Below are 11,619 nucleotides of genomic sequence, written 5' to 3' on the forward strand. Positions count from 1 at the left end.
ATTTTATGCTTCGATAATTACTTTTTCAGCTTTCAATCTTGATTTTGGATTAAATTTCGGTTGATTGGCATCCGTGTCCATTTTTTCTCCAATAGCAACAGCGAAAAGCGTTTCATATTGATCATTCTTCAGAATCTCATCATACAGTTCAGGCTCTATCCCTTCCATTGGAGTGGAATCAATTCCCATAGCTGCACAGGCTGAAAGTAGTATGCCCAATGACAGATAGACTTGGTGTCCCAGCCATGATTTTACAAATGCTTCCCCTTTAGGCTTTACTCTGTTTCTGTAATAATTTACAGCACCTTCAGGTAAGTTTTCCTCAATCTGTTTTTCAAAATCTTCAGGATTTTTAAGAACCTGAAAAATAATCAGGTGACTGCAGTCAATTACTTTTTCTTTGTTGATGTAAGAAACTTCTGCCAGTTTTGATTTCAACTCACTACGGTTAGTAAAGATAAAATTCCATGGCTGACTGTTGATGGAAGATGGGCTTAAGTTTAGAATTTCTTTCAATTGAGAAATTTGCTCTTCACTGATATTGCCGTTTGGGTTATACTTTTTTACAGTATATCTTGTTTTCATTTTGTCTAAAAAGTTCATAATTTTATACTATCATTTTTATAGTTACAAAATTAATTTAAGTTTCTTAACTTTGCAATAACGGTTAAAAATGATAGTATAAAAATGTATATAATAGATAACAAATCCTACCCTTGCTGTACAAGTGTAACCATGCGGTTTATAGGGGGAAAATGGAAGGCTGTAATTTTACATCATCTTATTAGTGGTGCGAAAAGATATAACGAACTGCGAAAAGATATTCCGACAATTACAGAAAGAACATTGAGTCTTCAGCTTAAACAACTGGAGGAAGATAACATCATCGACAGAAAAGTATATACAGAAAAACCACCTTTGATGGTAGAGTATACTTTAACTGACTTTGGAAGAACGCTGTTGCCTGTCCTGGAAGCGATTACCCAATGGGGAATAGCAGCTCCGGATAATTCAAAAAAAATAATCAAGAACTAAAGTTCCTGATTATCTTCTTTATTTGGGTCAAAAAAACTAAAACTTACGTTTCCGTATTTTCTGGTATCTACTAAATTAGGATGCTCCAGTTTCATACGACTTTGATGTTCTACAATCAGAACTCCGTTTTCTTTCAGGAACTTATTATTCAGAACTAAAGAAATTAATTCGTAGTATTTTTTCTCTTCCATTTCAAATGGAGCATCAGAAAAAACAATTTCAAAGGATTTCTTATTTCTGAACTTTTTCAGCCAGTCAAATACATCACCCCTCTGTACATTGATCTGAAGAGACATATCAAGCTCTGAAGCGGTAGTGTTTATAAATGCTGTATGTTTTGGATTCATCTCAACTGAGGTGACATCCTGGCATCCTCTGGAAGCAAGTTCGAAGGAAATAGAACCGATTCCTGCAAAAAGATCCAATACGGAAATCGACTGCATATCGTATTTGTTTTCCAAAATACTGAATAAGGCTTCTTTCGCAAAATCCGTGGTTGGTCTTACGTCAAAGTTCTTGGGAGCGGCAATTTTTTTGGCTTTCCACTTGCCTGATATTATTCTGAACATGTTGTATTAGGGTTTATGTAATAGATTATAGATGGCAGGTGATTATGCTTGGGCTTTATCCCTATTTCCTGCAAATTATAACCTAATTAAGTATAAAATTCTTATTAGGAATATTGTCATAAACGATTTTCAGGTTTCTCACAAACTTCTGAAGCTCGGATATAAATGTTTCATTTTCCGTAGTTTCACCATAAGCGTAAAAACTGGTTTCATTGATTCCGAAACCTATTTTGCTTAACGTAAACATGATGAAATAAAGGAAATCAACCTCAGAATTTACATCCAGATTGTTATACAGGATGATCTTCTTATTATCAATGGCAAAAAACTCACACTGATTATGGTAAAGATTGATATGAATCTCTTTATTATTTTTATTGTTGATAGAACTTAAAAACTTTTCCCCGGAAAAATTAAAATGTACTGGTATCGCCAGTTCCTTTATTTTCTTGTAGTAATTCTTTGGAAAAGTATAGTAAAACTGAATATTGAATTTTTTGTTGATAGAAAGCATCAGCTCTTCTTTCTCTCTGTCAGCAGGTGCATTGAATGAGATCAGATCAAACCCTGCATCATGATCCGAAAAACCTTCCGGCATCAGTGTAAAATGATTCAGTGCAGAAATCACCTGGATTTCTTCATAACGCTGTTGGATAAGAACTTCATCCAGTTTATCCTCAATAAGGTTCGCCGGTGTTTCTTCTGTAACGAAATAAGACTTTTCTTCCAGAATGCTTTTGTTTTTAACAATCTGATAGATCAATCCGTCTTTGGTAAAAAGTAAATTAAGTACGTTCATATTTCAATTCCTGCAAATTTAGTGAAATTCTACCATTACCGCACCCGATTGATGGTGAAGTATTTCCTTATTATAAAAATCAACATTAACCAGGCTTTCCAAAACATCCCGAACCATTCTCTGTAAAATGCCATCTCCGATTCCGTGGACGATCTCCAGGCGTTTCAGGTTGTTTTTTCTGCAAAACTCTATCACTTCAATCAGTTTTTCCTTTTGAATAAACAACCTTTCAAAGCTATCATAATCATCAGGATTCTTTACCAAATTATGAAAATGCAGGTCTATAACCAAATGATTTCTCTGATGTTTTTTAGAAATAGTTTTTTTAGGTTCTGCTTTCCTTATTATGCGGATGTTTTCATAAAGATCAGCATTCTTGGGAACCAGTTTTTCATTAGGATATTGATGGGTAAAGCCATATTGATCTTTAAAAACCACAATATTTCCCTTCACGGAAGTTACCACTCCGCTTAAATCTTCATCCACTACAGAAACTGTATCTCCTATTTTCATTTTGTTAATGATACTTCGTTTTCAGGCTCTAAATCTAACAGGTTTCAAAAACCTGTTAGGTTTACTCCAATTTTTTATACTCTCGGCCCTAATTCAATAACCTCTAAATCCTTTATTTCCTCACCGTCCACCACAAACCGCATCATAGTTCTCACTTTGTGCCATCCCTGTTTTCCGCAGGCCCCGGGATTCAGATGCAAAAGATTATTCTTCTGATCATACATCGCTTTTAAAATGTGGGAATGTCCGGATATAAATAGTCTGGGAGTTTTTTCAGTCATTTCCTTTTTCGTTAATGGAGTATATTTTCCGGGATACCCACCAATGTGAATCATTAAAACTTCCAGTTTTTCACAGAAAAAACGGTTGACTTCCGGAAACTCAGACTGTATTTTGGCGTTATCAATATTTCCATAGACTCCTTTTAAAGGTTTTATTTTTTCCAGCTGTTCAATAACATCCATACTTCCAAAATCTCCGCAGTGCCATACCTCATCAGCCTGAGATGCATATTCCAGGATCCGGTCGTCTATATAGGAATGAGAATCAGATAGGAGAAGGATTTTTGTCATTATCTAAGGGTTCTTTGAGTAATATTTTCGTCGTATTTTTCTTTAAATATTGTAACACGGTCAGGGTTCAATTCCCCATTCTGATTGATCACTCTTTCTTTGAGCAGCCATTTTATAAGTTTTTCCATTCCTTTTTTGGAGTTCATAAAATTGGCGATTTTTGCTAGATCAGTAGATTCTACCTTGGTTTTTTCTGTCAAAAAGTTCAGGATAAAGTAATCGTCACTTACGTATTTTGGTGTTTCATTATCCATGTATTTGTACATCAATACCTCTTCGTCATCTTTCATAGAAAAGAATGAGTATTGTGTAATATTGATCTTTTCTGCTTTTAGAATCTGTTTCCCATCCAAAAGTACTTTATCATCTTTGATTGAGACTTCCTGAGAAAAATATAAATTACAGCCCATCAGCAATAAGAAGAAGGCGAATAATCTGTTTATTGTCATTTTTACTATTTTAAATTGCAAATATAAAGAAGCTTTGATAAAAAGATTCTGATTGAATTTTACGATGCAACAAAGCCAATTAAGTATTAGTAAGAAATATTTTTGGTTCTTCGTATAGAATCAAGTTTCTTTTCAATGTCTGCACTGAAGAGTTTTCTTAGTTTCAATCCGCTTTCGGTAAGTCTAGAGATCACAAAAGTTCCATTCATACTGTTATTCGAAGAAAACATAATAGCAATGGTAGTATCTGAGATTTTTTTCCAGTTTCCCGTATAACGTTCCAGTTTCGAAGCTTTGCCCGGAAAGTCTTGCTTAATATCATATCCATTGGCTGATTTACTTAGGTTTCCGATGATTTTTCCGTTTTTACTAAATTTTAAACCAGGAATTTTAGCATTAAAAATAGACTGTTTTTCGTAAGTGTAAATATAGTTGTCCAGTGTATTCAGCTTCCAGGTCTGCAAAAGAAAAGGGTCAGATGTTTTATCCTGGCTTTTCATAAAACCAACTGCAAAAAATAACAAGAGAAGAATGGAGATTGACTTTTTCATACTTTAAAATAATTACACTTTACTATCAGCAAAATTACGCTTTTCAATAGAAGACTGAAAGTTTTCTATTGAATATAACCTTGTCACAGACACTTAAATTTTTCATAAAGTCTCTTATTGAGACATTTTCTGTTTTTCTATTGTTTTTTTGTTTAATTCTTAAATTTATTTTTTTAAGAATATTAAAATTGCTCTTTGTTATTAAAAAAAGGGATTGATAAAATGAATGTATTCACTTTTTGGTGTATTAATTAATTTGAGTTATTTATTTCATATAATTGATAATCAATGTTTTGAATTGTTCGTTTTCGGTATTTTAAATAATTCTTTTGCTGGGTGAAAAATATGTATATATTTGTCTTAATTTTTATTTAATCTAAACAAAAATAATGATGAGTGTCGGTTTATACTTATTGGAAAGCAAAAACTGGTATTATTTTGACCTTATACCAAAGTTTGATGAAGAGTTGTCAACGTTCATGAACAGTTGTTCTGAAAGTAAATTCATCCGAATTAATATTACAGGTAAAGATTCTTATCTGATAGTTCCTGTAAAGCATTTTTCTACTACCGGAATTCATCTTTTAGGGGATGAAGTAGGATATAGAGAAAAGAAAATGGGCGAAATCACAAGGATCAGCGCTGAAGAAGCTTACCGGTTTCTGATATTTACAGTTTATGAAGGAAATACTACCGTAGAAAATCCTGAGGATGCTTATATCAAATACTTTTCTGAAGAATTTAACGAGCATTTTGACCAGGGGCATACAACTGTAGAGAATAAAGATTCTGTTAAAGCAGGGAAAGTCTTTACATTTTTTGGGTACAATAATAATCTATTGGAATTTATTTCGAAGAATATTCCTTTGGAGACAGCTTACGATAAAAAGGCAGCTATTATCCGTTGGTTTTCAGAATATACCCATTCATTATTAAAGATGGCGGTAGGGAAGTATATTGAAGAAGGGGTCATCTATAACAGCAATATCGAACACACGTTTATTCAGCAGAATACAGATAAGGTAAAAGTTAGTTTTGATGAGTATATTCCAGGCGGATCTACCATCAGAAATCAAAAAGCAGAAAACTTTATCAGAACTCATGTAGTATACTATAACCTATATCCGGTTCTCAGACATCTTGCTTATTTAGGATCCATTGAAGAGGAAGTCCTTTATCAGATTATAGATGCTGAAATTGATTCTCTGAAGGAAATATATGGTGAGGCTATGGACTTTATTTACGAAATGATTGAAGCCAGACTTTTTCTTAAACAGGCTTACAGCGTAAATAAAGACATCTGGAAAGAATACATCAGACAACATAATTTTCTTATCAATCCTAAAAGTTATTCCAAAAAGCTTATAAAGCCTGATTATGGGGAAATACTGCATAAAAGATACTTCAATAACGGGACATTAGAAATTACCCTTCGTGCTTTTAATCCGGAAACCGATATGGAGTTTCTTCATGAATGGTCTAATATGGATTATGCTAAAAAATACTGGGAGATGGATGTGGATAAGTGGGAATTTGAGGAAGCTTACATCAAACATATGGGTGTTGATTATTCTCATCCTTACATTGGCCTTCTGAATGGGACTCCTATTTTTACCCTGGAACTGTATTGGGCAGTAAAAGATGAGGTAGGAAAGTACTACCGTTTCAATCCGGGAGATTATGGATTCCATATGCTCATCGCTCCGGCAAAAGAAAAAATTCCACATTTTTCAACTTATGCATTAGCTATGTGCATGGAATATTTCTTCTCTTTCCCACAGCTGACAAGAATGATAGGTGAGGCGTCTGCGTCTCATAAAGGAACTCATAATCTGATAACCAAAGTAGGATGCGAATTCAACAGATCGCTGGCCCTTCCTTACAAAACATCCAATCTGACTTTCCTGGACCGTGAAAAATTCTATGAAACAACGGAAGATATTTTTAAGAACTCCGTCCTGAAAATAAATATTACAACATAATACTTGAATACTGAAAAAGATAATTTATGAAATACGATATCATTGGTATAGGAATAGGCCCTTTCAATCTAAGCCTTGCTGCTCTGCTTGAAGAACATGATCTGAAAACCATATTTTTTGACAAAGCTCCCAGATTTGAATGGCATAGTGGTCTGATGATCGAGAGAACAACGCTTCAGGTTCCTTTCCTGGCGGATCTGGTAACAATTGTAAATCCTAAAAGTCCTTTTACATATATCAATTATTTAAGAGAGCAAGGGAAAATTTTCCGTTTCTGTTTTAAGGAGAGTTTTTATGTAACCAGAATGGAATATAACCTTTACTGTAAATGGGTGGCTTCACAAATTGAAAGTCTTAATTTCAGCCACACCGTTACAGAAATAGATTATAATGACACTCATGAATGCTATGAAGTTTCAGTAATTGATCTTATCAATTGTGAAAAGAAAGTGTATCTCACGGATAAAATAGTATTAGGAGTAGGCTCTATTCCTAATGTTCCTAAAATAACAGAAGATTTTTCTAAAGAACATATTTTCCACTCTTCCGAATACTTACACAGAAAACAATATATAAAGAAAGGAAGTACCATTACGGTATTGGGATCAGGACAAAGTGGGGGAGAAGTATTCTTTGATCTTCTTTCAGCCAGACCGGAATTAGACTTAAAGCTGAATTGGGTAACCGCAGCAGACAGATTCTTTCCAATGGAAAATTCAAAATTCACTTATGAATTTACTTCCATGGATTATATTTCCTACTTCAACAGGCTTCCTTTAAACAAAAGAAGAGAAGTAATCAATAAGCAGGATATTCTTTATAAAGGGATTAATGATGAGCTGATAAGCACAATTTATGATGAGCTTTATCATCAGCAGATGAAAGAAGAACAGCCACTTCCTGTAAAAATACTGACCAACAGTTTGCTCGAAGAGATGTCGTATGATAAAAGCTATACACTGAATATGAAGCATCTGGAGGAAGAAAAAAACTTTTCTGTAGATACCGATTATCTTATTCTGGCTACAGGTTACAGATATGAAGTTCCCCGTTTTTTACAGCCTATTGAAGGTCGTCTGAACAAAAGTCAGAACGATGGCACATTATTATCCTCAGAAGACTATACAGTTGATGTAAATGATAATGAAATATTTATGCAGAACGGTTGTGTAGACTCTCAGGGAATTATCACATCAGATCTTGGCATGGGACCTTACCGTAATGCCATCATTATCAACAAAGTATTAGGTCACGAATATTATCCATTGGAGAAGAATATTGCTTTTCAGCATTTCGGAGCATTAGAAACCATATAAACTGATAGATGAAGCGTATATTTTTTCTGATTTCCGTACTTTCTTCCTTAGCATTGGCTGCCTGCCCGATCACCATAGCTGTTAAAAACATCAAAAACTATAACCCTGATGAGGTATATGTAGTCATTAACGGTGAAAAGAAAAAGGTTTCAAAACAGGGAACTGTTGATTTTGCTGAGCTAGCGGATGGTCCTGTGAAGGTATCTGTATTTTATCATAATAAGGCTGTTTATAATGATACATTAAATATCAACTGCCGGTCACGCCAGAATTATGAAATAGAGATTTCAGATGCAAACCGGATTGATGAGGTCTATATCAGAGGTAAAAGGAAACTGGAGAAACTGAAAGAAACCCCATTGAGTGTCAAAATTGTTGACATGCAGGCTGTAAAAAGCCAGGCCAATAATATTGGAGAGATTCTGAATATGACAACCGGAGTTAAGCTTCGTACAGAAGGCGGGGTTGGTTCCGGATTTCAAGTGAATCTTGGCGGGCTTCAGGGAAAAGCAGTCAGAATCTTCAGGGATGGAGTGCCGATTGAATTTTACGGTCACAGTTTTAATCCTAATGTTTTATCTCCAAATATGCTGGACCGGGTGGATATTTACAAGGGGGTGATGCCTATATCATTGGCATCGGATGCTTTGGGAGGTGGGATTAATTTTATCTCCAAACCTATACAAAAGGACAATCTGGAAATTTCAAATGAAATAGCATCATTCAGTACCTATAAATCTCATCTTAATGCAGTATTTATAGGAAAAAAAGACAGTTTATTCTACATAGGAACACAGGCAAGCTATGTGTTTTCAAAGAACAATTATAAAATTCTCGGCGAAGTTATAGATCCTGAAACAGCTAATCTTAAAAAAGTGGAAGCTAAAAGGTTTCATGATGATACTGAAGCTTCTTATATGGAAGTATACACCGGTGTAAGAAATAAAAGCTGGGCCAATGATTTTAGAGTCGGGTTTATCTATTCTCATTTCTATAAAGAGATTCAAAATGATCTTGAAATGAGAAAACCTTACGGGGAAGCTTTCGCCAAAGAAAATAATGTGACGGGTTACCTTCAGTATAAAAAAATGTTCTTTGACAACCGTCTTAAACTGGACCTGATGACTGCCTTTGCCAGATACAACAATTCCTTTGTGGATATTAGTAGGCGTAGATACAACTGGCTGGGAGAATATACTTTCAGTAATGAAAACAGCGTTGGTGAGATCAATAAAGGAAATGATCTGAAGATGAACTACAATATGTTTCATACAAGGCTCAATGCCGCTTTCCGGATTAATAATAATCACAGCCTGGAATTTGGAAATGTCTATTTCTACCAGAGAAGAAAAGGAAGTGATCCTTATGGAGCTGTCAATGTATACGGAGATGATGTTCTTAAAACACCAGCGATCTACAATAAAAATATTGCTGCTTTGGGATTGGTATCTCATTGGCTCGACCGCAAAGTGGAAACAGTACTTGGGGTGAAGAATTATTTTTTCAGTTCTAAAGGATATACTACGGATAAATATAATTTCACATGGGATTCAGACAGACATAAAAATGCATCCGGTTATATGGCAGGAATCAGTTATAAACCTAAAAACTTTATCCTGAAATTATCCTATGAAAAAGCAGTTCGTCTTCCTGATGAAACAGAAATTTTCGGAGATGGAATTTTAATCAAAGAAAATCTTGATCTGGAGCCGGAAAAAAGCGATAATGTAAACGTTGTTCTGGATTATACTTCATCGAATTATAAGCTGAATACCAGTTTAAATCTCTTCTACAGAAACGTCAAAAACACCATATTCATGATACCTGATAATCCTTATGGAAGGTATCAGAATTATTATGACAACAGAATCCTTGGACTGGAGTATGAGATCAATTATCAGCCAATCAAAAATATTCAGACAGGATTCAATATTACCTATCAGGATATAAGGCTTAAAAACCTTTCCGGTACTGAAAGTATTTGGGAGGATGCCAGACAACCGAATATTCCTTACTTGTTCGGGAATCACTATCTGAGAGTGAATTTTTCAGATATCTTAAAAATGAAAGATAAAGTGGAACTGTATTATAACATTAATTACGTTCATCGTTTCATGCTGTATCCGGTACCCAAAAATCTTGAACCAGGATTATTTTCTAAAGAAACTATAGCTTCCAGTAACCTTTTGGTTCCTAATGATGGCAGAACAGGAATGGTAGATGCAGGAGTAGGAGTTACCTATTTCCTGGCAGATCCTAAACTGGCTATTAATTTTAGTGTTAATAATCTTCTGAATGAAAGACTTTACGATAATTATAATGCACAGAAACCTACAAGATCTTATCATCTGAAACTAACTTATACAATTTTTTAATATTATGATCATGAGAAAATCAAAACCGTTTTCGATAATTTTATCAGCGTTAAGTTTATTGTTGTTTACTCATTGCAGTAGCAACGATGACACTATTGAAGAACAGAAACCACCAACGGCAACAGCTAAAGACAGCTGGGTTATTTATAACAGTACAGCAGGATGGGGTGGGAATATTTACTCATTCTCAGAGTTGCCTCAGGGAGAACTTTCATTAGCTGACAAAAAACCATTCTACCAGATTGCATATTCAGCCGGAGGAAAAGCATTCGGAGAGAATATTTACAGACTTGGTGGTGCAGCCTCTTCAGAAGAAGGTTTCTCTAAACTTACCTCTGATAATGCCGGAAATATTACATCAAAAGGCTTTATTGCTACTCAGAATAATGGCTTTGAACCTAATTATCTCGTGATCAGTGATACAGAAGGTTACTATTGGGACGGCTCAAGAGGGATGCTTAAGATCCAGACCTTTAATCCGGGAACCATGCAGCGTACAGGAGAAATAGATCTTTCTTCATTGGCTCAAACGATTGACCCTGCTGTACTTGAACCGGGAGAAACATCTTATCAGGCTGCAGGACAGCTAATTTTAATCAAGAGAGACGATAAACTGTATCTTGATTTACAAATCGGTAAAAAAGGAACGAACTGGCAGATAAAACCTGTAGTAAAAGAAGTAGCAGTTGCGGTATATAACCTGACTACCAAAAAAGTGGAAAATGTTACCAAATATCCTAATGCTACAAACCTTGGGCTTTTCACTGACCATGTTTTATGGAGTATTGATGAGGTAACCAAAGATATCTATATGGTAGCTATATCAGATATGAAAGCTCAGGAAGCAGCCTATTCATCAAAGATTCTTAGAATAAAGAATGGGCAGACTACCTTTGATGCTGGTTTTGAAATTGATATGAAGAATTTTGTTCAACCAGCAGAGTTTAACAGAATCTTCGCTCATAATAATAAAATTTATACTACCATTCCTTCCACAGGTGCATCATATTATGCAGGAGGACATGGGGTAAGCTATAGAAACGATATCTGGTTCTGGAACGAAATTGATGTTCAGACAAAGAAGGCGGTAAAACTTGATATTCCTGTGGATAACTTCTACAACTATCAAAACCCGTTCTTGTATAAAAACAGAATCTATTTCATGTCTAATAATAAGGCAGATAATTTCTCAGGTTTAAGTTCTTATGACCCTGTATCTAAAAATACAAAAGTTGAATTTAAACTTAAAGGAAGCGGAAGATTAATGGGAGTGAATGTCATTTCCAAAAAATAATTTCTTTTTTGTTAGTACATTAGGATCATTTGATTTAACGACGGCTGGAAGATTTCACTTCCGGCTTTTTTGTGGGAGATAGGTAAATAGGCTGGAAGTTATCGTAATCATGATTATTAAAGTTCAGCTTGAGCTACAGATTAGGTTTATAAAAACTCCCTTTT

At 34.7% G+C, this 11,619-nt stretch carries 12 protein-coding genes; 5 read left to right on the forward strand and 7 right to left on the reverse strand.

Going from position 1 to position 11,619, the window contains the following annotated elements:
• Positions 1-3: 3 nt before the first annotated feature.
• Positions 4-603, reverse strand: a complete 600-nt coding sequence (locus tag DRF65_RS15795) for a nitroreductase family protein (RefSeq protein ID WP_115971730.1) — start codon at positions 601-603, stop codon at positions 4-6.
• Positions 604-687: 84 nt separating this feature from the next.
• Here DRF65_RS15795 and DRF65_RS15800 point away from each other — a divergent pair, with 84 nt between their 5' ends.
• The gene (locus DRF65_RS15800) at positions 688-1,035 is read left to right on the forward strand and encodes a winged helix-turn-helix transcriptional regulator (RefSeq protein WP_115971731.1); all 348 of its coding nucleotides are present in this window, start codon (positions 688-690) and stop codon (positions 1,033-1,035) included.
• On the opposite strand, the gene rsmD is transcribed toward DRF65_RS15800, so the two are convergent.
• From rsmD to DRF65_RS15830, 6 genes are all read right to left on the reverse strand, one after another.
• Positions 1,032-1,604, reverse strand: coding sequence for a 16S rRNA (guanine(966)-N(2))-methyltransferase RsmD (rsmD, locus tag DRF65_RS15805; protein WP_115971732.1), 573 nt, complete (start codon positions 1,602-1,604; stop codon positions 1,032-1,034). The two genes, DRF65_RS15800 and rsmD, sit on opposite strands and share 4 nt — an antisense overlap.
• Positions 1,605-1,686: 82 nt before the next feature.
• Positions 1,687-2,403, reverse strand: coding sequence for a DUF3822 family protein (locus DRF65_RS15810; RefSeq protein WP_115971733.1), 717 nt, complete (start codon positions 2,401-2,403; stop codon positions 1,687-1,689).
• 18 nt (positions 2,404-2,421) lie between these two features.
• Complete coding sequence (locus DRF65_RS15815) at positions 2,422-2,916, reverse strand: Smr/MutS family protein (RefSeq protein ID WP_115971734.1); 495 nt, start codon at positions 2,914-2,916, stop codon at positions 2,422-2,424.
• Positions 2,917-2,990: 74 nt separating this feature from the next.
• Positions 2,991-3,488: a metallophosphoesterase family protein gene (locus DRF65_RS15820; RefSeq protein WP_115971735.1), complete on the reverse strand. Its 498-nt coding sequence runs from the start codon at positions 3,486-3,488 to the stop codon at positions 2,991-2,993.
• Positions 3,488-3,937 carry a hypothetical protein gene (locus DRF65_RS15825; RefSeq protein ID WP_115971736.1) on the reverse strand — a complete coding sequence of 150 codons (450 nt, stop codon included), beginning with the start codon at positions 3,935-3,937 and terminating at the stop codon, positions 3,488-3,490. The genes DRF65_RS15820 and DRF65_RS15825 overlap by 1 nt, the downstream gene beginning before the upstream one ends.
• Before the next feature lie 86 nt (positions 3,938-4,023).
• The gene (locus DRF65_RS15830) at positions 4,024-4,488 is read right to left on the reverse strand and encodes a hypothetical protein (protein ID WP_115971737.1); all 465 of its coding nucleotides are present in this window, start codon (positions 4,486-4,488) and stop codon (positions 4,024-4,026) included.
• A gap of 389 nt (positions 4,489-4,877) precedes the next feature.
• Between DRF65_RS15830 and DRF65_RS15835 the strand changes: the two genes are divergently transcribed.
• Genes DRF65_RS15835 through DRF65_RS15850 form a run of 4 tightly spaced genes read left to right on the forward strand, consistent with a single transcriptional unit; the run spans position 4,878 to position 11,455 of the window.
• The gene (locus DRF65_RS15835) at positions 4,878-6,470 is read left to right on the forward strand and encodes a GNAT family N-acetyltransferase (RefSeq protein ID WP_115971738.1); all 1,593 of its coding nucleotides are present in this window, start codon (positions 4,878-4,880) and stop codon (positions 6,468-6,470) included.
• A gap of 26 nt (positions 6,471-6,496) precedes the next feature.
• The gene (locus tag DRF65_RS15840; RefSeq protein ID WP_115971739.1) at positions 6,497-7,786 is read left to right on the forward strand and encodes a lysine N(6)-hydroxylase/L-ornithine N(5)-oxygenase family protein; all 1,290 of its coding nucleotides are present in this window, start codon (positions 6,497-6,499) and stop codon (positions 7,784-7,786) included.
• Positions 7,787-7,794: 8 nt separating this feature from the next.
• Complete coding sequence (locus tag DRF65_RS15845; RefSeq protein ID WP_115971740.1) at positions 7,795-10,161, forward strand: TonB-dependent receptor; 2,367 nt, start codon at positions 7,795-7,797, stop codon at positions 10,159-10,161.
• A gap of 10 nt (positions 10,162-10,171) precedes the next feature.
• Positions 10,172-11,455, forward strand: a complete 1,284-nt coding sequence (locus tag DRF65_RS15850) for a hypothetical protein (RefSeq protein ID WP_115971741.1) — start codon at positions 10,172-10,174, stop codon at positions 11,453-11,455.
• Positions 11,456-11,619 lie beyond the last annotated feature (164 nt).

This window comes from Chryseobacterium pennae (genome assembly GCF_003385515.1).
Taxonomy (GTDB): Bacteria; Bacteroidota; Bacteroidia; order Flavobacteriales; family Weeksellaceae; genus Chryseobacterium; species Chryseobacterium pennae.

Excerpts from the sequence above, each read along its gene's own strand:
- DRF65_RS15795 (WP_115971730.1), bottom strand. The coding sequence starts at position 603 with ATGAACTTTTTAGACAAAATGAAAACAAGATATACTGTAAAAAAGTAT.
- DRF65_RS15800 (WP_115971731.1), top strand. The coding sequence starts at position 688 with ATGTATATAATAGATAACAAATCCTACCCTTGCTGTACAAGTGTAACC.
- rsmD (WP_115971732.1), bottom strand. The coding sequence starts at position 1,604 with ATGTTCAGAATAATATCAGGCAAGTGGAAAGCCAAAAAAATTGCCGCT.
- DRF65_RS15810 (WP_115971733.1), bottom strand. The coding sequence starts at position 2,403 with ATGAACGTACTTAATTTACTTTTTACCAAAGACGGATTGATCTATCAG.
- DRF65_RS15815 (WP_115971734.1), bottom strand. The coding sequence starts at position 2,916 with ATGAAAATAGGAGATACAGTTTCTGTAGTGGATGAAGATTTAAGCGGA.
- DRF65_RS15820 (WP_115971735.1), bottom strand. The coding sequence starts at position 3,488 with ATGACAAAAATCCTTCTCCTATCTGATTCTCATTCCTATATAGACGAC.
- DRF65_RS15825 (WP_115971736.1), bottom strand. The coding sequence starts at position 3,937 with ATGACAATAAACAGATTATTCGCCTTCTTCTTATTGCTGATGGGCTGT.
- DRF65_RS15830 (WP_115971737.1), bottom strand. The coding sequence starts at position 4,488 with ATGAAAAAGTCAATCTCCATTCTTCTCTTGTTATTTTTTGCAGTTGGT.
- DRF65_RS15835 (WP_115971738.1), top strand. The coding sequence starts at position 4,878 with ATGATGAGTGTCGGTTTATACTTATTGGAAAGCAAAAACTGGTATTAT.
- DRF65_RS15840 (WP_115971739.1), top strand. The coding sequence starts at position 6,497 with ATGAAATACGATATCATTGGTATAGGAATAGGCCCTTTCAATCTAAGC.
- DRF65_RS15845 (WP_115971740.1), top strand. The coding sequence starts at position 7,795 with ATGAAGCGTATATTTTTTCTGATTTCCGTACTTTCTTCCTTAGCATTG.
- DRF65_RS15850 (WP_115971741.1), top strand. The coding sequence starts at position 10,172 with ATGAGAAAATCAAAACCGTTTTCGATAATTTTATCAGCGTTAAGTTTA.